Origin of the sequence: Streptomyces melanosporofaciens (genome assembly GCF_900105695.1) — a bacterium.
Classification (GTDB): Bacteria; Actinomycetota; Actinomycetes; order Streptomycetales; family Streptomycetaceae; genus Streptomyces; species Streptomyces antimycoticus.
The window spans coordinates 5,706,412-5,728,980 of record NZ_FNST01000002.1 but is presented as its reverse complement, the minus strand read 5'-3'; the positions used below and the strand labels follow the sequence as shown (position 1 = coordinate 5,728,980).

Annotated in this window: 18 protein-coding genes; 6 read left to right on the top strand and 12 right to left on the bottom strand. The window is 72.7% G+C overall.

Features of this window, described 5'->3' with window-relative positions:
- Nucleotides 1–79: 79 nt before the first annotated feature.
- The 3 genes from BLV72_RS27585 (at nt 80) to BLV72_RS27575 (ending at nt 1,839) form a co-directional block, all read left to right on the top strand.
- Nucleotides 80–463, top strand: a complete 384-nt coding sequence (locus BLV72_RS27585) for a CBS domain-containing protein (protein ID WP_093465583.1) — start codon at nt 80–82, stop codon at nt 461–463.
- A gap of 183 nt (nt 464–646) precedes the next feature.
- Nucleotides 647–1,462, top strand: a complete 816-nt coding sequence (locus BLV72_RS27580) for a class I SAM-dependent methyltransferase (RefSeq protein WP_093465581.1) — start codon at nt 647–649, stop codon at nt 1,460–1,462.
- Nucleotides 1,463–1,485: 23 nt separating this feature from the next.
- On the top strand, nt 1,486–1,839 hold the full coding sequence (locus BLV72_RS27575; RefSeq protein ID WP_014055744.1) for a VOC family protein: 354 nt from the start codon (nt 1,486–1,488) through the stop codon (nt 1,837–1,839).
- 32 nt (nt 1,840–1,871) lie between these two features.
- Here the strand turns inward: BLV72_RS27575 and BLV72_RS27570 are convergent, their stop codons facing one another.
- The 11 genes from BLV72_RS27570 to BLV72_RS27520 all read right to left on the bottom strand — a co-directional run bounded on the left by BLV72_RS27570 (nt 1,872) and on the right by BLV72_RS27520 (nt 17,370).
- Complete coding sequence (locus tag BLV72_RS27570; RefSeq protein WP_093465579.1) at nt 1,872–2,324, bottom strand: DUF5709 domain-containing protein; 453 nt, start codon at nt 2,322–2,324, stop codon at nt 1,872–1,874.
- Nucleotides 2,325–2,720: 396 nt separating this feature from the next.
- Nucleotides 2,721–4,958: a DUF5107 domain-containing protein gene (locus tag BLV72_RS27565; RefSeq protein WP_093465578.1), complete on the bottom strand. Its 2,238-nt coding sequence runs from the start codon at nt 4,956–4,958 to the stop codon at nt 2,721–2,723.
- Between the two features lie 117 nt (nt 4,959–5,075).
- On the bottom strand, nt 5,076–5,630 hold the full coding sequence (locus tag BLV72_RS27560; RefSeq protein WP_093465576.1) for a GNAT family N-acetyltransferase: 555 nt from the start codon (nt 5,628–5,630) through the stop codon (nt 5,076–5,078).
- Complete coding sequence (locus BLV72_RS27555) at nt 5,623–6,366, bottom strand: 4'-phosphopantetheinyl transferase family protein (RefSeq protein ID WP_093465575.1); 744 nt, start codon at nt 6,364–6,366, stop codon at nt 5,623–5,625. The genes BLV72_RS27560 and BLV72_RS27555 overlap by 8 nt, the downstream gene beginning before the upstream one ends.
- Nucleotides 6,363–8,441 (bottom strand): S9 family peptidase, encoded by a 2,079-nt coding sequence (locus tag BLV72_RS27550; RefSeq protein ID WP_244320994.1) that lies wholly within the window; start codon nt 8,439–8,441, stop codon nt 6,363–6,365. Before BLV72_RS27550 ends, BLV72_RS27555 begins: the two co-directional genes overlap by 4 nt.
- A gap of 15 nt (nt 8,442–8,456) precedes the next feature.
- On the bottom strand, nt 8,457–9,797 hold the full coding sequence (locus BLV72_RS27545; RefSeq protein ID WP_093465573.1) for a M20/M25/M40 family metallo-hydrolase: 1,341 nt from the start codon (nt 9,795–9,797) through the stop codon (nt 8,457–8,459).
- Entirely contained in the window at nt 9,790–10,623 is an 834-nt protein-coding gene (locus tag BLV72_RS27540; RefSeq protein WP_093465571.1) for a M55 family metallopeptidase, read from the bottom strand. The genes BLV72_RS27545 and BLV72_RS27540 overlap by 8 nt, the downstream gene beginning before the upstream one ends.
- A gap of 182 nt (nt 10,624–10,805) precedes the next feature.
- Nucleotides 10,806–11,525 (bottom strand): class I SAM-dependent methyltransferase, encoded by a 720-nt coding sequence (locus BLV72_RS27535; protein ID WP_093465570.1) that lies wholly within the window; start codon nt 11,523–11,525, stop codon nt 10,806–10,808.
- Nucleotides 11,522–14,008: a SpoIIE family protein phosphatase gene (locus BLV72_RS27530; RefSeq protein ID WP_208905747.1), complete on the bottom strand. Its 2,487-nt coding sequence runs from the start codon at nt 14,006–14,008 to the stop codon at nt 11,522–11,524. Before BLV72_RS27530 ends, BLV72_RS27535 begins: the two co-directional genes overlap by 4 nt.
- A 166-nt stretch (nt 14,009–14,174) precedes the next feature.
- Nucleotides 14,175–16,514 (bottom strand): MFS transporter, encoded by a 2,340-nt coding sequence (locus tag BLV72_RS27525; protein WP_425288534.1) that lies wholly within the window; start codon nt 16,512–16,514, stop codon nt 14,175–14,177.
- A gap of 412 nt (nt 16,515–16,926) precedes the next feature.
- Entirely contained in the window at nt 16,927–17,370 is a 444-nt protein-coding gene (locus tag BLV72_RS27520; protein ID WP_093465567.1) for an SRPBCC family protein, read from the bottom strand.
- A 158-nt stretch (nt 17,371–17,528) separates the two neighbouring features.
- On the opposite strand from BLV72_RS27520, the gene BLV72_RS27515 reads away from it, so the two are divergent.
- Complete coding sequence (locus BLV72_RS27515) at nt 17,529–18,572, top strand: Rv2578c family radical SAM protein (RefSeq protein WP_093465565.1); 1,044 nt, start codon at nt 17,529–17,531, stop codon at nt 18,570–18,572.
- 115 nt (nt 18,573–18,687) lie between these two features.
- Here the strand turns inward: BLV72_RS27515 and BLV72_RS27510 are convergent, their stop codons facing one another.
- The gene (locus BLV72_RS27510; RefSeq protein WP_093465564.1) at nt 18,688–19,368 is read right to left on the bottom strand and encodes a HEAT repeat domain-containing protein; all 681 of its coding nucleotides are present in this window, start codon (nt 19,366–19,368) and stop codon (nt 18,688–18,690) included.
- Nucleotides 19,369–19,759: 391 nt separating this feature from the next.
- On the opposite strand from BLV72_RS27510, the gene BLV72_RS27505 reads away from it, so the two are divergent.
- Together BLV72_RS27505 and BLV72_RS27500 are read left to right on the top strand one after the other, a co-directional pair.
- Nucleotides 19,760–21,598 (top strand): 3-hydroxyacyl-CoA dehydrogenase family protein, encoded by a 1,839-nt coding sequence (locus BLV72_RS27505; RefSeq protein ID WP_093465562.1) that lies wholly within the window; start codon nt 19,760–19,762, stop codon nt 21,596–21,598.
- Between the two features lie 115 nt (nt 21,599–21,713).
- Entirely contained in the window at nt 21,714–22,538 is an 825-nt protein-coding gene (locus tag BLV72_RS27500) for a TetR family transcriptional regulator (protein WP_059141918.1), read from the top strand.
- Nucleotides 22,539–22,569: the final 31 nt, after the last annotated feature.

The following is a 22,569-nucleotide window of genomic DNA, read 5'->3' as shown; positions in this document are numbered from 1 at the left end:
GGCGCACACCGGCACGCATAGCCCCCGCCCCGCGCGGGTACTGCGGGCAGCACATCACCCATGAAGGGGAGGTGGACAGATGTCCCAGGACCCACCTCGCTATGTGCGGGAAGTCATGACGCGGCCCGTGATCTGGGTGCACCCCGATGCCTCGCTGGTGGAAGCCGCTCAGCTGATGCGCGCACAGGGCATCGGCGATGTGCTGGTCGCCAGTGACGGGAAGCTGCTCGGTGTGCTCACCCACCGTGACATCACCCTCCGCGCCGTCGCCGAGGGCATCGACCCCCTCGCCGTCACCTGCCACGCCGTGTGCACGCCGGACCCGGTGACCATCGGGCCGGACGAGGAGGTGGCCGAGGCGGCCGCGCTGATGCGGAGACATGCGGTGGGGCGGCTTCCCGTCGTCGAGGCGGGGCGTCCGCTGGGCGTGATCAGCCTGGGCGATGCGACGGAGCCGCCCTGAATGCCCGCGGCACGTTCTCCCGAAGGGGCGGTGGGGGCCCCTCCCCCGCCCCCTCCGCCATGCCGCCATGACCCTCACGACGCTCATGACGCTGCTTGCATAGTGAGACGGTTCTTCTCGTGATGCGAGATGCCTTCTACCGTGGAGCCACCCGTTCACCGGTCCCGAAGGGGGAGTTCCGCCATGTCGAAGGACGCCGCCGTCTACACCCACGGCCACCATGAGTCGGTGCTGCGCTCGCACACCTGGCGCACGGCGGCCAACTCCGCCGCATATCTCACCGGCCATCTGCGGCCCCATATGCGGATCCTGGACATCGGCTGCGGCCCCGGCACCATCACCGCCGACCTGGCCGAACTGGTCCCCCAAGGGCAGGTCACGGGCGTCGACGCCGCGGACTCCGTCCTGGAGCGGGCCCGCTCGGTGGCCGAGGAGCGCGGACTGGCGAACGTGTCCTTCGCGCTCGCCGACGTCCACGCGCTGGACTACCCCGACGACTCCTTCTGCGTGGTCCACGCCCATCAGGTGCTGCAGCACGTCGGCGACCCGGTGGGGGCGCTGCGCGAGATGCGGCGGGTGTGCGCGCCGGGCGGCATCGTCGCGGTGCGCGACTCCGACTACGCCGCCATGACCTGGTATCCGTCCGTCCCCGGCCTGGACGGCTGGCTGGATCTCTACCGCCGGGTCGCGCGGGCCAACGGCGGTGAGCCGGACGCCGGTCGCAGGCTGCGCTCCTGGGCGCTGGAGGCGGGGTTCACCGACGTCGACATCACCTCGACCGCCTCGGCGTGGTGCTACGCCACCGAGGAGGAGCGGGCGTGGTGGAGCGGGCTGTGGGCGGACCGCACGGTCGCCTCCTCCTACGCCCGGCGCGCGGTGGACGGCGGCCATGCCACCGAGGAGGAGCTGCGGTCGATCGCGGAAGCGTGGCGGGCGTGGGGCGAGGCCCCGGACGGTTGGTTCGCCGTCCTGCACGGTGAGATCCTCTGCCGCGTCTGAGCAGTTCAACTAGGCTCGCCCGCATGGATATTCTGGGGACTTCACTCCGCGTGTGCGTCGACGATCTGGACTCGGCGATCGCCGTCTACGAACGGCTGACGGGCGCCGAGGCGGTGCGCTTCCAGCGCGGGCCCGTCTCGGTCGCGGCCGTCGGTTGCTTCTTTCTGATGAGCGGTCCGGAGTCGGAGCTGTCGATTCTTCGCAAGATCACGGCGACGATCGCGGTGAAGGACGTGGACGAGGCGATCGCCGATCTCACGGCCGTCGGCGGGCAGATCGTGGCCGGTCCGCTGCCCGCCCCCGTGGGCCGGACCCTGGTGGCGCGCCACCCCGACGGCTCGATCTTCGAGTACGTCGACCGGAATCCGATGGCGTGACCCGCCCGTGAACTCACCGTCCGGCAGACCCGTCAGGAGGGCGGTCCCGGATCCTCGGTGAGCTCCCCGTCGTCGAACTCCTCGTACCCCTCGTAGAGATCGTCCACGTCACGGAGCTCATCGCTCTTGATCCGGACCGCCTCCTCCTCGGCGGACAGCCCGCTGGTCGAGCCCTCCTGGGAGTAGACGTCCTGCTCACGCGGGAAGTCGGGGTCCGGCTCGTCGTACAGCAGCCCCGCCCGTTCCGCCTCGGTGCCGACCGGCTCCCCGGCCTCCGGCTCCTCATCGGTCAAGCGCTCCTCGAGCGACTCCCGCTCATGCGTCTCCGCGCTCGTGGTGTCCCGGTACGCGGCGATCGTCGGCTCATCCCCGGGCACGGGCAACTGCTCAGGATCCTCGGCCCGCTGCTGCTCGGGCGTACCGTCCTGCAGATCGGGGATCCCCTCGTCCTCGGGATCCGCGCCGGGGTCATGCGGTGTCCTCACGGTCGCGGCTCCTTCCGCTCGCTCATGCGCTATGCCGACATCCGCGCCCGGGTGCCCCCATAGCCCAGCCCTATGCGGACCCCGCCGCCCGCCGCGAACGCGGGCGCGGCCGCGCAGGCATCCATGGGCATGCAGCCCAGATGCAGGCGGCGACCGCTCGCCTCCGCGCCCAGGGCAGGCCGGCTCGCGGGCACGGCCGCTGTCGGGCGAGGCCGCCTGCGGGCGCAAGCCGATCAGGCCGCTATGCGGGCCGCGAGCCAATTGGAGGGGCAGGTCGCCCGCGGGCACGACGCTGACAGGCCCGCTTCCTGGCGAAGCCGACTGAGGGCGCACCCCGGGCGCGCCGCGGCTGCTCGCGGGCGCACCCGGACCGACCCAATGCGGGCCGTAGGCCCGCTATGTGGGGCGCATTCGGAACTCGTAGCGGCCGGGCAGCGGGTGCGCGGTCCTGGCCCGGGCGCGTGCTTCCTCGGTCAGGGGCTCATCGGTCCCCGCCACCAGCCGTTCCACGATCGCGTACCAGGTGTCGCTCAACGCCTCGTCGCCCTCGCGCAGATCGCAGACCTCGAAGCCCTCGTCGAAGACGGCGCGGGCGGCCGGGGCGTCGCCCTGGGCCAGCAGCACCTGGGCGCGCAGCAGCCGGAAGCGGCCGCGGGACCGGATGGTGGGGCGCAGTGCGTCGAGGACCGCTCGTGCGTCGTCGGCGCGGTCGGCCGCGAGCAGCGCGACGATCGCCTCCCGGCCGAGCGCCGCCTCGGCCGCCTCCAGGGCGACCGGGTCGGCGGTGGCAGCGACGGGCGGTGCGGCCAGCGAGAGGGCGGTCGGCGCTCCGGCCGCCTCCGCCCCCTGCCCCGCGGCCCCTCCAACTCCCGGCCCCTGCCCCGCTCCCGCCGCTTCGAGCACCGGATCAGCTTCGAGCACCGGGTCCGCTTCGAGCACCGGGATCGCCTCTCCCGGCGGGACGGCGCCCGCGGCGAGGAGGAGCTGTACGGCGCGCAGCAGCCGGTCCGCCGCGCGCGCCGGATGGCCGGAGGCGGTGTCGGCGACGGCCAGACAGCGCAGTGCCCAGGGCGTCTCGGCGCACCGCAGCGACCGCTCCCAGCTGCGCTCGGCCTGTGCGCGGTCGCCCGCATGCCACTGGGCGACGCCCAGGTGGTATTCGGCGGCGGCGGTCGAGGGGGCCGCTTCGAGGAGGTCGCGCCAGGCGGGCGCGACCAGGGAGGCGCCGGGGTCGGCCTGGGAGGGGCCCGGCTCCCAGTCGGGGAGGGCGCCGGTGCGCAACAACCGGCGCCACGGCTCCTGGTCCTCCCCCAGCGTGCCGGGGTCGAACGGCGTACCGGGCAGCTCGAACCCACCGCGCTCGGCCTCCAGCGCGCCCCAGCCGGAGCCGGTCGCGAGGTGCTCCGCCGGTTCCGTGTCGGCGTACGGGCGCCAGGCGGCGTAGGCCGCGTCGACCGCGGCGCGCGGCAGCGCCGCCTCCAGCCGGGTCTCGGTCTCGCGGCGGGCGGCCGCCCAGTCCGCGCCGTGCACGGCGGCCGGGTCGGCGGTCAGCGGACCGTACGCCTCCAGCCAGGCGAACTCCTCGCCCGCCTCCAGCGGGATGTGCTCGAGCTGGGTGCGGGCGAGCCCGGCCTGGATCTCGGCGTAGCCGCCGGTGCCGGGCTCGGTCAGCCACTGCTGCCAGCGCCGACCCCCGGGGCCCGCGCCCCAGACGAAGAGCTTGCGCCCGCGCAGCAGATCGGTCGAGGTCTGGACGAGGCCGCTGCCGTCGGCGTCGAGGGAGGCGATCCAGCGGCGGGCGCCGTCGGGCACCTCGTAGAAGTAGTCGGCGGGGTAGGCGCCGCGCAGCGGATAGGTGCGGTCGGCGCCGTCCCACTCCGGGACCGGAACCCTGCTGAGGGTGCGGGCGTAGCCGAAGTGCCAGGCGTCGTCGGCGGGGGCCAGGACGCGGGTGTGCTCGTCCTCGGGGACGGCGATGTTGGACCACCAGTAGACGGGGGCGGGGAGGTGGTGGGGGTTGCGGATCCTGACGCCCACGTAGAGGAACGCGGAGTCGGCGGGCAGCCACAGATCCACCTGGAAGGGCAGATCGCGCAGCCGCTCCCACTCCCACAGCCGCACCATCGCGCCCCCTTCGGCGGCGTCGGGTGCGGGGACGCGGGCGGCGTGCAGGGGTGCGCAGGACAGGGTGGTGTGGCCGGTGGCGCCGATGTTCCACTCGATCCCGCCGGAGAACCAGGCGCCGTTGAGGGCGAAGTCGGCGGGCTGGAGCACCGGGTTGCGGTACAGCAGCTCGGTGTCGGCGGAATCGCCGGTGGTCTTGTGGATCAGCGAGTGGACCCGGCCGCCGAGCCCGGGCAGCACCGTGGCCCGCAGCCGGTCGTTCTCCAGGACGATGGCGTCGAGCGTGGCGGGGGCGCGGTCGCGGCCGTAGCCGTCGCGCAGCCGCACCGGCAGCACCGACCGCAGGGGGGCATGGGCGACCTGGCGGGCCATGTCGGCGGGGAGCGTGGCCCGGACGCGGTCGTCCACGCGGTGCACCTCGTCGAGGGGGCGCAGCGCGGGCAGGGGGTTGTCGGGCCCGACGGGGGCGGTGGGAAGGGTCAGGGTGGTACGTCGCACACTCGTGGCCACGGGCTGCCTCGCTCCGACTGCCTTGGGTCACCTCGGTGCGGCGACCGTCCGATGACCATGGAACAACGTCGCGGGGCCCGCTGAACAGAGCCGCTTCGGACCGATCATGGTGCCCCGTCAGCCAGGACCGGTCCCCTGGTCCAGCATGTCGCTGGTCATGGCCCAGCGCTCATGGTCACGCCACGCGCCCTCGATATACAGGAAGTCTGGGGAAAACCCTTCCAGCCGGAAGCCATGGCGCTTCACCAGCCCCAACGAGGCCTTGTTGCCCGGCTGGATGTTGACCTCGACGCGGTGCAGCCCCAGCGGCCCGAAGGCATGGCGCAGCACGAGCCCCAGCGCCTCGGACATATAGCCCCGTCCGGCGGCGGGCGGAAAAGCTCCGTAGCCGATCGAGCCGCACTGGAAGGCGCCGCGCACAATGTTGTTGATGTTGATGAACCCGGCCATCTCCCCGGTTTCCCGGGCACAGACGAGGAAGCCCTCGCGGTCCTCGCGCTCCAGCTGGGCGATGTAGTGCAGATAGGCCCGCTCGGTGGTGGGGAGGGTGAGCCAGGGGCGGTGGAACTCCATGCTCTCCCGGGCGCGCCTGACGAACTCCGCACCATCCGCCCGGGTGGTACGGCGGATGGCCACCCGGGTTCCCTCGGTGACATACCGGACGTCAGGCATGCGGCAATGATGACAGCAGCGCCATGGCCGCCGCATAGCCGGAGCCACCGGATATGGCCTCGTCCACGGGAATGTCGGTCATCGCCCATGGGCCGACGGGCACGGCGGAGAGCCCGGTGCCGACATAGTTGACCGCCGGGTCGCGGGACAGGCCGGTGCCCAGGCCCTTGAGATAGGCCTCCTTGCGGGTCCAGCAGCGGGCGAAGGCGGCGGGCCGGTCGGCCGGCGCCAGCGCGTCCAGCTCGGCGCGCTCCTTGGGATGCAGGCTCTCGGCGACCTGGTCGACCACCGAGGCGGGCTGCAGCTTCTCCACGTCCACGCCGACCGGGGAGCCCGCGAAGGCGAAGAGCACCAGATCACCGGCGTGCGACATATTGAAGTGCAGCGGGGTGCCGGACACGGCGGGGCGGCCGTGCGGACCGCCGCAGCCGGGGCAATCCTCACGGGTGAACGGGACATCGGCCGGGGACATGCCCAGATAGGCGCCGAGCAGCTCGCGCAGCCCCAGATGGGCCGCCGTATAGCGCTCGCGGTCCTCCGCCCGCAGGAACTTCCCCGCCCGCTCCCGCTCCCCGGCGTCCAGGATCGTGCCGGGCGCGCCCGGGTCCATGGCCGCGGTGTACCGGGAGACGCTGAGCAGCCAGGTCTCGGGCTCGCCGCCCTGCGGCCAGGCACCGGCGACGGCGGTGGGCAGCGGCTCGGAGCCGACGATGCGCGGGGCCGATGGGGGTGTCAACTCGCTCCTCCAGTGGAGATCGGGGCCGCCGAGGTCAGCAGCTCCAGGGTGGGCACATCGGATCTGATCAGCCCGAAGGTCTGGATGTACAGCGACAATTCGGCCTCCAGGGCGCGGATCATCGTATCGGCGCCGCGGAACCCATGGCCCTCGCCCGTGAAGGTGAGGTACGCGTGCGGGATACCGCGCCCGGAGACCGCCTCCAGGAACCGCTCGCACTGCTCGGGCGGGCAGATGGTGTCGTCCAGCCCCTGGAGCAGCACAAAGGGCGAGCCGATGCGGTCGGCCCGGTGCAGCGGGGAGCGCTCGCGGTAGCGGTCCGCCACCTCCGCGAGCGGGCCGACCAGCGATTCGGTGTAGCACGACTCGAAGTCATGGGTGCCGCCGGTGGCCCAGGAGACCAGGTCGAGGATGGGGTAGGTGACGGTGGCGCAGGCGTAGAGATCCGTGGCGGTGAGGGAGGCCGCCGCCGTCCAGCCACCCGCGCTGCCGCCGCGGATCGCGAGCCGGGCGCGGTCGGCGATGCCCTCGTCGGCGAGCGCCCCGGCGACGGCGGCGCAGTCCTCGACGTCGACCACGCCCCACTGCTCGCGCAGCCGCTCCCGGTAGGCGCGGCCATAGCCCGTGGAGCCCCCGTAGTTGACCTCGGCGACGCCGATGCCGCGTGAGGTGAAATAGGCGATCTCCAGGTCGAGCACGAGCGGGGCGCGGCCGGTGGGCCCGCCGTGGGCCCAGATCACATACGGCGGAAGCTCTCCGTCCGGCGCGGTGTGGCCGGGATGGTGCGGGGGATAGAGCTGGGCGTGGATCTCCCGGCCGCCCGGTCCGGCGAAGGTGCGGGCCCGGGGCCGGGGGTAGTACGCGGGGTCCACGGGGTCGGGGTGGGCGTTGCCGATGACCCGGGAGCGGCCGGTGCAGACATCCAGCTCCATCACCTCATGGCCGCTGTGCGGGCTCGCCGCGACGCCGACCACGCGCGTGCCGTTCACGGCCAGCGTCGGCTCCCATTCGGTCCAGGGGCCCGGCACATCCGCTGTCTCACCGGTCCGTGGATCGAGGATGCCGAGGGCGACGGCGCCCCGGCCGTGCAGCACCGCGATCAGACCGTCGGCCAGCGGGGCGAACCAGCGTTGGCCCAGCTTCCACAGCGGCCCGCCGAACTCCTCCTCGCGCGGGCACAGCGCCACCGGCCGCCCGGCCCGTCCCCAGTCCCGCGCACCGGCCGCCTCCTCCGGCGGCGCCAGACGGTGCAGATTCCACCAGCCGGTGCGGTCGGTGGCCGCGAGCAGCGCGCCGTCCTCGGCCCACTCGATCTGGGCGACCGACTCATCCGGCCCGCCCAGCACCGCCCGGGCGCCGGTGAAGGAGCCGTCCTCCGCGACGTCGGCCAGCATCACCTCCGTGCCGTCCCAGGGCATCCGGGGGTGGTCCCAGGCGATCCAGGCGGCCCGCCGGCCGTCGGGCGAGAGCCGGGGCCCGGTGAGGAAGCGGTGCCGGTCGTCGGTCAGCTCGCGCACCGCCGCGCGGTCCTCGGCGGCCAAACCGTCCAGCGGTACGGCGGCGATCACCCGCCGAACGTCCGTCGGCCCCTCGCCCGTGAACTCCTCCAGCACACACCACACCTCGCCGCGCTCCGGGTGCAGCACCGGATCCGCCCAGCGCAGCCCCTCCCCCACCGCCGACAGCGGGGTCAGCGGGCGCGGCGCGCCCCCGGCCGGGGCATCCGGCTCATGGAGGTACAACCGCTGGTCGGCGAAGTGGACGAACACCACGAGCGGGCCGCCGCGCGCGCGGTCCACCGCGGCCCAGGGCATTCCGCCGTACCCCATCACCTTGCTGCGCACATTCCACGGCGGGGCCAGCACCGTGACCTCCGCGCCGTCGGTGCGCCGCCGGACCAGGGCGCGGCGGCCGCCCTCGCCGGGGCGCGGCGCGGTCCACCACACCTCCTCGCCGACCGTGCCCACATACTCCGGATGGCCGTCGTACGAGGCGACGAGCGCGGCGTCGACCGGGGAACTCCAGGCTCCGTAGGGGGCCGTGACGGCCGTCTGCTGCTGCACCGTTCGCTGCACCGTTCGCACCGTTCTTCACGCTCTCTGCAGGAAGTGGTCGAGCACCCGGACGCCGAAGTGCAGGGCTTCCACCGGAACCCGCTCGTCCACGGCGTGGTAGAGCGCCTGATAGTCGAAGCCCTCGGGCAGCCGCAGCGGCGAGAAGCCGTATCCGGCGATGCCGAGCCGGGAGAACTGCTTGGCGTCGGTGCCGCCCGACATGCAGTACGGCACGGCGCGGGCGCCGGGGTCGAAGTGCTCGACGGCGGCGCGCATCGCCCGGTAGGTGGGGGTGTCGATCGGCGCCTCCAGCGGGCGTTCCCGGTGGTGGAACTCCCACTCCACGTCCGGCCCGGTGAGCCGGTCCAGGGTGTCGTGGAACTCCTGCTCGCCGCCGGGCAGCATCCGCCCGTCCACATAGGCGGTGGCGCTGCCCGGGATCACATTGACCTTGTAACCGGCCTCCAGCACCGTGGGGTTGGCGCTGTTGCGCACGGTCGGCTCGATCAGGGCGGCGGCGGGCCCGAGCTTCGCCAGCAGGGCGTCGACGTCGAAGTCCGCGGCGTCCACTTCGGCCGGGATGCCCTGGAGCGCGGCCAGTTCGGTGAGCGCGGCCTTCACCGTGGGCGTCAGCCGGACCGGCCAGCGGTGCTCGCCGATCCGGGCGACGGCGGCGGCCAGTCTGCTGACCGCGTTGTCCCGGTTGACCTTGGAGCCGTGTCCGGCGCGGCCGTGCGCGGTGAGCTTCAGCCAGGCCGTGCCGCGCTCCCCCGCCGCGATGGGGTAGATCCGCGCCCCGGGCCCGGCGTGGAAGGTGAAGGCTCCGGACTCGCTGATGCCCTCGGTGCAGCCCTCGAAGAGGTCGGCGTGGCGCTCGGCGAGGAAGCCGGAGCCCCAGGCGGCGCTGTCCTCCTCATCGGCGGTGAAGGCCAGCACGATGTCCCGGCGCGGCCGCACGCCCGTCCGCGCCCAGGCCCGGACGACCGCGAGCACCATCGCGTCCATGTTCTTCATGTCGATGGCGCCCCGGCCCCAGACGACGCCGTCGCGCACCTCCCCGGAGAAGGGGTGCACGGTCCAGTCGGCGGGCTCGGCGGGCACCACGTCCAGATGGCCGTGGACCAGCAGCGCGGGCGCGGACGGATCGGTGCCCTCGATCCGGGCCACGACATTGGTGCGCCCGGGCGAGCGCTCCAGCAAGGTGGGCTCGATCTCCACATCGCCGAGCATCTCCGCCACATACTCGGCGGCCGGGCGCTCCGAGCAGTCACCGCCGCCGCGGTTGGTGGTGTCGATCCTGATCAGCTCGGAGGTGAACCGCACCACCTCGTCGAGCGTCTGGGCGTCGATGGTCTCAGGACGGTCCGTGTCAGCCATATTGCTCCTCCACCGCGGCCGAGACGACCGTCGTGACGGCCTTGAAGCAGCGGATCCCCTCGTACATGGTCGGTGAGGTGTAGGCGACGCGCCGCTCGCCGCTGCGCTCCACGCCCGGCACGACGCTCGCCGCCCCCACCAGATGTTCGGCGTCGAATTCAAGCTCCACCGTGAACGGCACGCCGCGGGCGGGCTCATGGCGCACCGCCAGCACCGCCGCCTCCCGCGCCGCCGCCCGGATGTCGGCGGCCGTGCGGGCGGGGGTGCGGCAGACCGCCGCATAGCGCGAGACATAGTCCTTGACCGCGACCGAACGGGCGTCCGGCGCATAGTCCCCGGCGTCCTCGCAGGTCTTGTCGTCCCCGGTCACCAGCACCACCGGCACCCCGTACTCGGCGGCCACCAGGGCGTTGAGCCGGCCTTCGCTGGCCCGCGCGCCGTTCACCCACACTCCGGTGATCGAGTTGGCGAGGTAGGTGTGGGCGAGGACGCCCTCGGTGCCCGCGCCGGTGTGATAGCCGACGAACGCCACTCCGTCCACATCACCGTGCTGCACGCCCTCGACCATGCTCAGGCTCTTGTGCCGGCCGGTGAGCATCTGGGCTCGATCGTCCAGCTCTTCCAGCAGCAGATTGCGCATGGTCCAATGCGCCTCGTTGATGAGCACCTCGTCCGCACCGCCGTCGAGGAATCCGGCGACGGCCGCGCTCACATCGGAGGTGAACAGACGGCGGCAGCGCTCCCACTGAGGGGTGCCGGGCAGCACATCAGCCGGCCAGGTGACGCCGGTGGCGCCCTCCATGTCGGCGCTGATGAGGATCTTCATGCCTCGTCACGTTACGCGCCGCGCCCGACCCGAACCACCCCTGTGGATAACTGGTCCAGTCCACTATCGCGCCCGGCCCGTACCCGCCTCGTCCGGCGCATGCCCGCCGCGCCCGTGCCGCCCGCGAGCAAGGGGCCCAACCGCCCGCGGGCACGCGCCCCGGCCACCCGCGGGCAAGGGCCCTACGCCCGCGAGACCACGAACCAGCGGGCCGGCAGCTCGACCCGTGAACCGTCCGGCCACTGCTCCGTCTGGGCCAGCGCCGTCGGGCCCTCGGCGAGGATCTCCAGCCCGGCCTCCGCCAGCACCTCCGGCACCTCCTTGTCCGCCGCGTCGGCCGGCCGCAGCCCGTGGTCGAAGACCCGGCGCAGCTTCAGCGGCGGACCGCCCGGGCTCGCCGCCAGCTCCCCCAGCACGGCCTTGGACTCCGCCGTCAGCTCCACGACGAACCCCCGCCCGCGCCGCCCCAGCAGCGTGGCCACCGCCTCCGCGACCGGACGCCGGTCGGCGGCGTCGCTCTGGTGGATGACGGCGCGCATATACACATTGGCGTCGCCGAGCCGCCGGGCCAGCTCCGCCACCCCGGCCGCGTCGGTCAGGCTCAGGTGCCGGTACTCCGCCGCGCCCGCCGGATCGGCGCGCCGCGCGTGCTCCACCGCGGCGCGGGACAGGTCGACACCCACCGCCTGCCCGAAGCGGGAGGCCAGATAGCGGGTCTGGGTGCCGTTGCCGCAGCCCAGGTCGACGATCGGCAGCGAGGGGTCGGCGTACGGCGCCAGCAGGTCCAGATGCGGGGCGGCGCTCAGCGAGGGGTCCGCGTCCCAGATGGCGTCCCCCGGGGCATCCGAGGTCTGCTGCCAGTAGCTCTCCCACGCCTGCCGGTAGCGCTCCGAGACGCTCATCGCCGCTCCCCTGAGTGTGCCAACGCCTGCTCGAACCACACCGTTTTACCGCGCCCCGTGCGACTCGTACCCCACTCGCGGGCCAGTTTGCTGATCACCCGCAGCCCACGCCCGCTCTCGTCGTCGCGGTCCGCGCTCAGCAGCGCCGGCAGTCCATGGTCGTCGTCGGTGACCTCGCACAGCAGGGCGTCGGCGCGGACCAGGCGCAGCCGCACATGGTGGGTGTGGGCATGCCGTATCGCGTTGGTCACCGCCTCGCTCACCAGAAGCTCGGCGGTCTCCACGGACTCCGGCAGCCCCCACCGCAGCAGCCGCTCGCGGACGAGCCGGCGGGCCCGCCCGACCTCGCTGGGGTCCAGCGCCAGCCGCCACTGGGCGACCTGCTCGGCCGGTATGCCGCCCAGCCGGGCCATCAGCAGCGCCACGTCGTCCTTACGGCCGCCACGGCCGTCCTTGTCGCGGGAGGCTGCGGCCAGCGCCCGGATGATGGTGTCGCACGCGTCGTCCATGGACGCCGCCGGATGCGCCGCGGACTCGCACAGCGCGGCGATCCCGGCGCCGATGTCCTGGCCGCGCACCTCGACCAGGCCGTCCGTGCACAGCACCAGCCGGTCCCCGGGCTCCACCCGCACCGTCACCGTCTCGAAGGGCACCCCGCCCACGCCGATCGGCGCCCCGGTCGGCAGGTCCAGCAGTTCGCTGCGGCCGTCCTGGGCCCGTACCAGCACGGGCGGGATATGGCCCGCGTTGGAGAGCACCAGCTCGGAGCTGACGGGGTCGTAGACGGCGTACAGACAGGTGGCCAGATAGTGCTCGCCGAGCCGCTGGGCCAGGTCGTCGAGGGCGCGCAGCAGCTGGGCGGGCGGCAGATCGAGCGCGGCCATGGTCTGCACGGCGGTGCGCAACTGCCCCATCATCGCCGCCGAGGTGAGCCCGTGCCCCATGACGTCGCCGACCACCAGTGCGGTGCGCGACCCGGGCAGCTTGATGGTGTCGAACCAGTCTCCGCCGACCCGGCCGAGCCGGGTCCCGGGCAGATAGCGGGTCGCGGTGTCGCAGCCCGCCATGCGCGGGGTCACCTGGGGCAGCATGCTGTCCTGGAGCGTCTCGGCGACGTTCTCCTGGTAGGTGTACATCCGGGCGTTGTCGAGGACGAGCCCCGCGCGGGCGGCCAGTTCGGCGCCGGTCGTGCGGTCCATGTCGTCGAACGGCTCACGCCCGGGGCGCCGCAGCAGCACCATGAAGCCCAGCACCACATCGCGCGCCTTGAGCGGCACGATCAGGATCGACCGGCCGTTGATCAGCGGTCTCAGGTCGCGCTTCTCGAACTGCCCGGCGATCCGGTCGCCCACCTCGTCGCTGATGGAGGGGATCAGCACCGGCTCGCCCGTGACCATGCACTGGAAGAACGGGGTGTGCTCGGGAAACGCGATGCTCTCGCCGACCGGCACGGTGTCGTCCCAGCGGCCCGGTTCGTCGTTGTGCTCGACCCAGACGCGGTGCCAGACGGTGGTGACGTCGGGCGGGCCGTCGGGGAACCCCTCGCCCGCCAGGACCTGGGCGCGCAGATGGGTACCGGCGAAGTCGGCGAAGCGCGGCACGGCGGCGCTGGTCACCTCGCGGATGGTGCGGGCGAGGTCCAGGGAGCTGCCGATGCGGCCGCTGACCTCGTTGAGGAACTCCAGCCGCTCACGGACCGCCGCGTACTCCAGGTCCACCTCATCGGGGTCCAGCGACCGCGCGGAGGCGTGCGCGCGATCCGGTGCGCCGTCCGCCGTGACCGCGCGCCGCAGTACGGCCTCCTGGCGCGCCCGGCGCTCGCGGTAGCGCGGCATCCCCCAGTCCGGCGTCACCGGGACGCGCTCATGGTGGCTGATCTCCAGTACCGGATAGCCCAGTTCCAGCACCTGGGCGACGATCCGGCCGGCCGTGGCCGGGCCCATGTTGGGCAGGATGTCCGGCAGGCGGCCGGCCAGCCGCTCGGCGCCGGGGAACTCGGTGTGCAGCGCGAATCCGGGTGCGATCCGCTCGTCCCGCCCCAGCGCGTCCCCGCCCACTCCGTTGGCGTCCGCCGCCAGTACCAGCAGCCGCTCCGGCCCGGGGCCCACCAGCGGGTACGCCCACCACAGGACGTCCGCCTGGCCATGTGCCGGATCTGCCATACGGGCCCGGCCCGCGGTGGGGTAGTACATGGTGCCGGGCAGCGAATCGTCGAGCTCCGGGTGGCCCGTCGCGTCGGTACGCACCTCCGCGCCGCGTAACGCCCCCGAGACCGGCATCAGATCGACGGCGGGGCAGCCGACGGCCTGTTCGCGCGTGGGGCCGAAGAGCCTGCGGGCCCCCGAACTCCAATGCGTGACGCGCCCCTCGGCATCGATGACGACGACCGCGAGCGGCATCCTTCCGTGGACACCCCTGCGCTGCTCCGGCACCGCGGGCGGCTCGCCCTGGCCGTCGTCGCAGCGCGACGTGCCGTACTCCATAGGCGGAAGACTCCTTCGCACGCAAGATCTGCGACAGCGCTACCCACGGTACGGCTGTCGCGAGGGTCCGTGGGAGGCAATACCCGAATAGGTGTCATGTGTGTGCAGGTGCGAATGAGTTGCCGCCGGGAGGTGCGCCGCGGCGCGCCTCCCGGCGGGGCTGGGCCTAGTCCTCGTAGCCCAGTTGGAGATCGCGCTCCGTACGGCCGCCGCCCGCGACCTGGAGGACCGTCGCCACCGGCGGATAGCCGGCCGCGATGACCGTGTACTCGCCCGCCGACAGGTCGATGAAGCGGAACGCGCCGTCCGGGCCCGTCGTCGCCGTGTCGACCACATTGCCCGCCGCGTCCAGCAGCGTGACCCGGGCGTCCTCCACCACTCGGCCGCCGGTGGCCCGGACGACCCCGCGCAGGACCGCGCCACCGGCCAGTTCGATGTCCTGCCGGGTCTCGCGGGCGGCCTGGACGGAGACGGGGAGGGCGGCGGGGCGGAACGCGGGGGCGCTGGCGGCGAGGGTGTACTCACCCGCCACCAACTCGTCCATCACATAGCCCCCTTCGCGGCCGCTGCGGGTGGCCGCGACGACCTCGCCACGCACATCGGTCAGGGTGACGGTCGCCTCCCTTACGGGCGTGCCGTCCGCCGTAAGGACGACACCGGCGAGCCGCCCCGCCCCGCCGAGAACCACGTCCAGGTCGACCGGCCGGTCTCCGACGGTGACGCTGACCGCCCGCGGCTGGTGGCCGCCGGCCGCCGCGATCAGGACGTACGACCCGGCGCCGGGCGTGCTCAGCGCGTACCGCCCGTCCTCCCCGGTGGCACCGCGCCCGATCTGGCGTCCGCCGATGTCGATGAGGGTCAGGGCCGCCCGTGGGACCGAGGTGCCGTCGTGGTGCTGGACCGTGCCGCAGACCGGGACGCCCGCGGAGGGTGGCGGCGCGGAGGGCGCGGCCGCCGCGGCGTGCCGGGCGCCCGTGCGCGCGGCCGGCACCACGGGGTCTTGCAGGTCTTGCTGGACGGCATAGTCGGTGTGGGACACCAGAGGTTTCTCCTTCAGGAGGAAGGCGAGCAGGAAGCCCAGGACGAGCACCGGCACGAGATAGAGGAAGATCCGCGGCATGGCGTGGGCGTACGCCGCGATGTAGCCGTCCCGCAGGGCGCCCGGCATCGCGTGCACCATCTGCGGGGTGACCGAGTCGGGGTCGGGCAGACCGGATCCGTCGCTGCCGCGCCCGTACGCCGCCCCGGAGGGCAGGTCGACCTCGAGGCGGTCGGCGAGCCGGTTGGCGAAGAGCGTGCCGAAGACGGCCGCGCCGACGCTGCCGCCGATCTGCCGGAAGTAGTTGTTGGCGCTGGTGGCCGAGCCGAGGTCGGCCGCGGGCACGGCGTTCTGCACGGCGAGGATGAGGACCGGCAGGACGAGCCCGAGGCCGAGCCCGAGGACGCCCATCCACAGGCTGTAGTCCTGGCGGGAGGTGTCCTCCTCCAGCCGGGAGAGCAGCCACATGCCGACGACGGAGATCAGCCCGCCGACGACGGGGAAGACCTTGTAGCGGCCGGTGGCGCTGATGAGCTGGCCGGAGATGATCGAGGCCAGCACCATGCCGCCCATCATGGGCACCATCAGCAGCCCCGACTCGGTGGCCGAAACCCCGTCGACCATCTGCAGGAAGGTCGGCAGATAGCTGGCGGCGCCGAAGAGGGCGACGCCGATGACGGCGCCGATCAGCCCGCTGACGCAGAAGACCGAGTCGCGGAACAGCCGCATGGGGATGATCGGTTCGGGGACGACGCACTCCACGACGACGAAGAGGATCGCCGAACCCGCCGCGCCCAGGGCGAGCCCGAGGATGACGCGGGAGCCCCATGCGTACTCCGTGCCGCCCCAACTCGTCAGCAGCACCGCGCAGGTGGAGAACAGCGACAGGAACAGCGCGCCCAGATAGTCGAAGCGCGCCCGCCGCGGCGGCTCCGGCACCTTGAGGACGGCGGCCACGACGGCGAGGGTGACCAGCCCGAAGGGGACGTTGACATAGAAGCACCAGCGCCAGGAGGCATGGTCGGTGAAGAACCCGCCGAGCAGCGGCCCGGCAACCGAGGCGAGGCCGAACGCGGCGCCGATGAGCCCCATATAGCGGCCGCGTTCCCGGGGCGGAACAATATCGGCCATGATCGCCTGGACACCGATCATCAGACCGCCGGCGCCCACGCCCTGTACCGCGCGGAAGGCGATCAGCTCGTCCATCGTGCGGGACCAGCCCGCGAGCGCGGATCCGGCGATGAAGACGACGATCGCGAAGACGAAGACGCTCTTACGGCCGATGAGGTCGCCCAGCTTGCCGTAGACCGGCAGCACGATGGTGACCGCGAGGAGGTAGGAGGTGACGGTCCAGGACATCTTGTCCAGGCCGTGGAGCTCACCGACCACCTCGGGGAGGGCGGTGGCGACGATGGTCTGATCGAGGGCCGCGAGCAGCAGCGCGAGCATCAGCCCGAAGAAGACCATCCGCACCCGGGCCGGGCTGAGCGGGGCGGGCGCCGGGGCGGCGCCCTCCGCCGGAGGCGGCGCCGCGCCCGCGCCCCCGGCCCCGTCGGTTCCGTCGCCGGTCGCGTGGGCGGGAGGGCCCGCCGGTTCGTACCCCCCGTGCCGCTCGTGGCTCTCTCGCCGCTTCGGCACGGTGGCCCCGGTGGTCCCGGTGGTGCCGCCCACGTCCTTCTCCCCTCGTCACGCCTGCGCCGCCCATTTCTCGCATCACGCGCAACCAGGGGCAAACAGCGACGAATCACCGACGAGGGGCTGTAGACGGCATTCCCCCGGTGGGAGTGTGTGCGGGGGGTATGCCGGACCGCGGAGAAAACCACCCGAACCGGTGAGTGCGACGTTCGGTCCGGGGGAGGGGATCAGGACGTGCCGAGCGCTACTTGGCGGTCTCGGCGGCGAGCTTGGCCAGCAGCTCGTCGTAGATCCGGGCCAGCCCCTTGGGGGCGAAGGTCCGCTCGAAGAAGCCGCCGATGCCGCTCGCGCCGGTCCAGATCGAGGTGACGACGACCCGCGACGTGCCCTCACCCGCCGGGGTGACGGTCCAGGTGGTGACCATGGAGGAGTTGCGGTCCTTCTCGATCAGCTGGCCGTCGCTCGGCTCGGAGACCTCCAGCAGGCAGTCGCGCACCCGCTTGCTGGTGGCCTGGAGCTTCCAGTGCACGACGGTGCCCTCACCGTCGCCGCCCTCGCGCACCTCGTACTCGCTGAACTGCTGCGGAAGCAGCCGGGGGCGGGTCTCGCGGTAGTCGGCGAGTGCGTCGAACACGTCCTCGGGCTTACCCGTGACGATCCGCTCCGTAGTGGCCTCGACCTGACCCATCGCATTCCCTCCGCGCTCGACGTGGCGCCCCCAGCCCGTGACGCCTTGACGAGAGCAAGCCAACCACCTCAGGGTCACCCGCCCAAATCGGGGGTTGACGAAAACCAATCAAACATGTGTTCTATTGTGGTAACGAGCGAGACCCGGAGGTGCCTGCGATGCGCTGGGACAACCTGACCCGAGACGACACGTCGGCCACCCCGGCCCTCTTCGCCGCGGACGCGGTGACCACCCGTACCTTCGACACCCCGGAGTTCCGCGGGATCACCTTCCACGAGATCCGGGCGCGCTCGATCATCAACCGGGTGCCCGGGGCCTCCCGGATGCCCTTCGAGTGGACGGTGAACCCATACCGGGGCTGCACCCACGCCTGTGTCTACTGCTTCGCGCGCAAGACGCACAGCTATCTCGACCTGGACACCGGGATCGACTTCGACTCCCAGATCGTGGTGAAGACCAACGCGCCGGAGCTGCTCCGCCGCGAGTTGGCCTCCCGCCGCTGGGCGGGTGAGCACATCGCCATGGGGACCAACGTGGACTGCTACCAGCGCGCCGAGGGCCGGTACCAGCTGATGCCCGGCATCCTTACGGCGCTCGTGGAGCGCGCCAACCCGTTCTCGATCCTCACCAAGGGCACGCTGATCCTGCGCGATCTGGAGCTGCTGCGGCGGGCTTCGCGCGTCACCGACATCGGCGTCTCGGTCTCGGTCGGCTTCACCGACGGCGAGCTGTGGCGCACCGTCGAGCCGGGCACGCCCTCGCCCGAGCGGCGCCTGGACGTCGTACGGACGCTGTCCTCCCACGGGATCCCGTGCGGCGTGCTGATGGCCCCGGTGATCCCGTTCCTCGGCGACTCCCCCGAGCAATTGCGCGCCACCGTAAGGGCGATCGCCCAGGCCGGAGCCACCTCCGTGACCCCGCTGGTGCTCCATCTGCGCCCGGGCGCCCGCGAGTGGTTCACCACCTGGCTCACCCACCACCACCCCCGGCTGCTGCGACGGTACGACGCGCTGTACGAGGGCGGCTCCTACGCCCCGAAGTGGTATCAGCGGCGGATCACGGGGATGGTCCATGACTTCGCCGCCGAGTACGGCATCGGCCCGTACGCGGCGGGCGCGCACCGCAATGTGCCCGACGAGCCGGAGGAGCCGGACGCCCGGGCCGACTCACCGCCGGCGCCCGCCCAGCTTTCCCTGCTGTGAGCACGGGCGTATGAGCACGGGCGTATGAGCATGCGCGTGTGAGCATGCGCGTGTGAGCATGCGCGCACCGCCGTGAGCACACGCACCTCCCGCCGGGCGGTGTCCCTGCTGTCCCTCACGGCACGCGCGCCTCACCGACCTGCTCCGCCGCGCCGCCCTTGCCCGCCGGCTCCGGGGCGCCCCCGCCCGTGACGGCGCCCTCGCCGGTGATGCGGGCCAGGGCGGCGGCGGCCGCCGCGCTGAGGCGTATGTGCTGGGCGGCGGCGGTCAGTGCCGGGATGGCGCGCTCGTCGCCGATCGCGCCCAGGCCCTCGACGCAGGCGCGGGCGATCGCCCAGTGGCGGTCACGGGCCCCCAACTGCCGTTCCAGCGCGGCGACCAGGGCCGGTACGGACTCGGCGGCCCGCAGCTCCACCAGCAGCCGGATGGGGTGCAGGGAGTACGCGGTGCGCAGCGGGTTGGTGGCCAGGGCGGCGGCGGCCCGCGCGGTGCGCGGATCGCCGAGGCGGGCCAGCACCCGGGCGGCGGTCGCACAGCGGGCCGGCTCACGGTAGTTGAGCAGGAGGACAAGGGTTTCGAAGGCCCGGCGGTCTCCTGCGCTGCCGAGCACGAAGGCGGCCGTCTCACGCGCCCACAGCGGCTGCTCCGGCGCGACCAGGATGCGGGCGAGCTGTTCGCGCGCGGCGGGGGTGCCCTGGCGTACGAGCGTGAGCAGCGAGGCATGGGCCGCCGTTTCCTGCGGGGTTGAGAGCGAGGCCCGTACCCGCTCCGTCAGCGTCCGGAATTCTTCGTCCATACGAGGTCTCCCCTCCCCGGTGGGCCGCGCCCGGGCACGGCCGCACTTTGAGCTCTGGCATCTTGGTTACCCGCGAGTTAATATGGCGACACGAGCAGCACCCCTGCTCCGGCGGCCTGGTGACGCAGCCGCCTTGTGTGACGTCGGTTCGGTTCCAGAAAAGCGAGTACGGCATGGCCCCGGGACAGGGCCGGCCACGTGTCTCCCACGGGCAGTTTCCTCCGTGCGGCGCTGTCCGTAAGGGAGCGTGCAAGCCCTTCCATCGGGGATTTGTGTCAGCCGCGTCAGCCCCCCGCGCATGCGTGGTGTGAACGGCAGCAGTGGCATGGCACGAACTCCCCTCAGTCGTCACTTCATCCCCGTCTACGGGGAACACCCTCTGGAGTCCGCGATGGACCGTCTCCCACACACCGGCGTCAGCACTACGTCCCCCTCTGATCTCTCCCCCTCCCGGGCCCCGCTCACTACTGTCGCCGTCGTCGGGCTCGGCACGATGGGCACCGGCATCGCCGAAATCCTGGCCCGGGCGGGCCGCGAGGTGATCGGCATCGACGTCAACGAAAGCGCCTGCCGCCGAGCCGTCACCGCGCTCGAGGTCGCCACCGCCCGCGCCGTGCACCGCGAGCGGATCACCGAGCGGGAGCGCGCCGGGATCCTGGACCGCTTCCGCATCTCCACCGATCTGCGCGCCGCCGCCGACGCGGAGCTGGTGATCGAGGTGGTGCCCGAGGACTACGACACCAAGCACGAGGTCTTCGCCGCGCTGGACACCGTCATCAGCCCCACGGCGATCGTCGCGACCGGCACCAACGCGCTGTCGGTGACCCGGCTGGCCGCCGAATCCGCACATCCGGAACGGGTCTTGGGCCTGCACTTCTTCAATCCGGCGCCCGCGATGAAACTCGTCGAGATCGTCTCCAGCGTGCTGACCGCCCCCGCGGCCGTCGAGGCGGTCACCGCCCTCGCCCGCGATCTGGGCAAGGAGCCGGTGGCGCTCGGCGACCGGCCCGGATTCGTCGCCGACGGCCTGCTGTTCGGCTATCTCAACCAGGCCGCCGCGATGTACGAGGCCAAGTACGCGGCGCGGGAGGACATCGACGCCGCGATGCGGCTCGGCTGCGGGCTGCCGATGGGCCCGCTGGCCCTGCTCGACCTGATCGGCATCGACACCGCCCGCACCGTCCTGGAGGCCATGTACGCGGCCTCCGGCGACCGGCTGCACGCGCCCGCGCCGATCCTGGGGCAGCTCTCCGAGGCCGGTCTCACCGGCCGTAAGGCGGGCCGCGGCTTCTACACGTACGAGGCGCCGGGCAGCGCCACCGTCGTCCCGGACGCCGCGACGGCCGAGGTGCGGCACTCCACGGAGGGCGCGCGCCCGGTGCGCGCCGTGGGCGTCGCCGGCTCGGGCACGATGGCCTCCGGGATCGCCGAGGTCTTCGCGAAGGCGGGCCTGGACGTGGTGCTGGCCGGCCGGACCCTGGAGAAGGCCGAGCGCGCGAAGGCCCGCATAGGGAAATCCCTGGAAAGGTCGGTGTCCAAGGGGCGGATGACCAAGCAGGCCCGGGAGCAGGCGCTGGGGCGGATCACCGCGGCCGACGCACTCGACGCGTTCGCCGAGGTGGATCTGGCCGTGGAGGCGGTGGCCGAGGACCTCGTCGTCAAGCAGGAACTCTTCAAGGTGCTCGACAAGGTCTGCAAACCGGGTGCGGTGCTGGCCACGACCACCTCCTCGCTGCCGGTCGTGGCCTGCGCGCGGGCGACCTCCCGCCCGCAGGACGTGGTGGGCCTGCACTTCTTCAATCCGGCGCCCGCGATGAAGCTGGTCGAGGTGGTGCGCACCGTGCTGACCGCGGACGATGTGCGCGCGACCGCGCACGCGGTGTGCGCGGCGGTGGGCAAGCATCCGGTGGACTGCGGCGACCGGGCGGGCTTCATCGTGAACGCCCTGCTGTTCCCGTACCTCAACAACGCCGTGAAGATGGTGCAGGAGCACTACGCCACCCCGGACGCCATCGACGCCGCGATGAAGCTGGGCGGCGGTTATCCGATGGGGCCCTTCGAACTGCTCGATGTCGTGGGGCTCGATGTGTCGCTGGCCATCGAGCGGGTGCTGCACCGGGAGTTCCGTGAGCCGGGCCTGGCGCCGGCGCCGCTGCTGGAGCATCTGGTGGCCGCGGGGTGCCTGGGGCGCAAGACCGGGCGCGGCTTCCGCGAGTATGCAAAAGCCTGAATTCTGCTCCGGGTGGGGCGGACCGTCTGAGTCCGCTTCCGGGTGGGGCGGGCTGCTGGAGCCTTCCGTCGGTCTGCCCCCGCACCGGCACTCACAAGCGTGTTACGTTCCCCACATGTCCCAGCCCGTGAAGGCCACACGTACGGAGCGTACGAAGCGATCCCCCTCATCCGGTGGCGGTGAGAGCGCGGGAAGTCGCCGCGCCGCGGCTCAACGTCTCTCCATGCGCCGCAAACTCGCGGCCGCGGCGATGGAGTTGTTCGCGACGCAGGGGTACGAGGCGACGACCGTCGATGAGATCGCGGCCAGGGCGGGAGTGGCCCGCCGCACCTTCTTCCGGCACTTCCGCTCCAAGGAAGAGGCGATCTTCCCGGACCACGACGACACTCTGGTGCGGGCGGCGGCGGTGCTGGACGCGGCACCTCCGCATGAGCACCCCCTGGACACCGTGTGCCGCGGGATCAAGGAGGTCATGCGGATGTACGCGGCCGCGCCGACCGTCTCCGTGGAGCGCTACCGGCTGACCCGTGAGGTACCGGCGCTGCGGGAGCGGGAGATCGCCTCGGTGGCCCGCTACGAGCGGCTGTTCACCCGCTATCTGCTGGGCCACTTCGACGAGGGCGCCCACCACGACGGCGACGACGATCCGCTGCTGGCCGAGGTCGCCGCGTCGGCCGTGGTCACGGCCCACAACCATGTGCTGCGGCGCTGGCTGCGGGCGGGCGGTCAGGGTGATGTGGAGACCCAGCTCGACCACGCCTTCGCGATCGTCCGCGAAACCTTCGGGAGCGGCATCGGGGCCCGCCCCCTCCCGTCCGGCAGCCGCCCCGCAGCGACGGTGTCGGCGACGGACGAGGACGAGGTGGTGGTGATGGTGGCGCGGACGGATGCGCCGCTGGCCGAGGTGATGCGCACGATCAAGGAAGCCCTCAAGCGGTAGCTTTGGCGGTCGTCCGGGGGCGCCGGTCCGG

What these genes read in the sequence shown, in the direction of transcription:
- BLV72_RS27585 (WP_093465583.1), top strand. Translation starts at nt 80, where the DNA reads ATGTCCCAGGACCCACCTCGCTATGTGCGGGAAGTCATGACGCGGCCC.
- BLV72_RS27580 (WP_093465581.1), top strand. Translation starts at nt 647, where the DNA reads ATGTCGAAGGACGCCGCCGTCTACACCCACGGCCACCATGAGTCGGTG.
- BLV72_RS27575 (WP_014055744.1), top strand. Translation starts at nt 1,486, where the DNA reads ATGGATATTCTGGGGACTTCACTCCGCGTGTGCGTCGACGATCTGGAC.
- BLV72_RS27560 (WP_093465576.1), bottom strand. Translation starts at nt 5,630, where the DNA reads ATGCCTGACGTCCGGTATGTCACCGAGGGAACCCGGGTGGCCATCCGC.
- BLV72_RS27545 (WP_093465573.1), bottom strand. Translation starts at nt 9,797, where the DNA reads ATGGCTGACACGGACCGTCCTGAGACCATCGACGCCCAGACGCTCGAC.
- BLV72_RS27540 (WP_093465571.1), bottom strand. Translation starts at nt 10,623, where the DNA reads ATGAAGATCCTCATCAGCGCCGACATGGAGGGCGCCACCGGCGTCACC.
- BLV72_RS27535 (WP_093465570.1), bottom strand. Translation starts at nt 11,525, where the DNA reads ATGAGCGTCTCGGAGCGCTACCGGCAGGCGTGGGAGAGCTACTGGCAG.
- BLV72_RS27530 (WP_208905747.1), bottom strand. Translation starts at nt 14,008, where the DNA reads ATGGAGTACGGCACGTCGCGCTGCGACGACGGCCAGGGCGAGCCGCCC.
- BLV72_RS27525 (WP_425288534.1), bottom strand. Translation starts at nt 16,514, where the DNA reads ATGGTCTTCTTCGGGCTGATGCTCGCGCTGCTGCTCGCGGCCCTCGAT.
- BLV72_RS27520 (WP_093465567.1), bottom strand. Translation starts at nt 17,370, where the DNA reads ATGGGTCAGGTCGAGGCCACTACGGAGCGGATCGTCACGGGTAAGCCC.
- BLV72_RS27515 (WP_093465565.1), top strand. Translation starts at nt 17,529, where the DNA reads ATGCGCTGGGACAACCTGACCCGAGACGACACGTCGGCCACCCCGGCC.
- BLV72_RS27510 (WP_093465564.1), bottom strand. Translation starts at nt 19,368, where the DNA reads ATGGACGAAGAATTCCGGACGCTGACGGAGCGGGTACGGGCCTCGCTC.
- BLV72_RS27505 (WP_093465562.1), top strand. Translation starts at nt 19,760, where the DNA reads ATGGACCGTCTCCCACACACCGGCGTCAGCACTACGTCCCCCTCTGAT.
- BLV72_RS27500 (WP_059141918.1), top strand. Translation starts at nt 21,714, where the DNA reads ATGTCCCAGCCCGTGAAGGCCACACGTACGGAGCGTACGAAGCGATCC.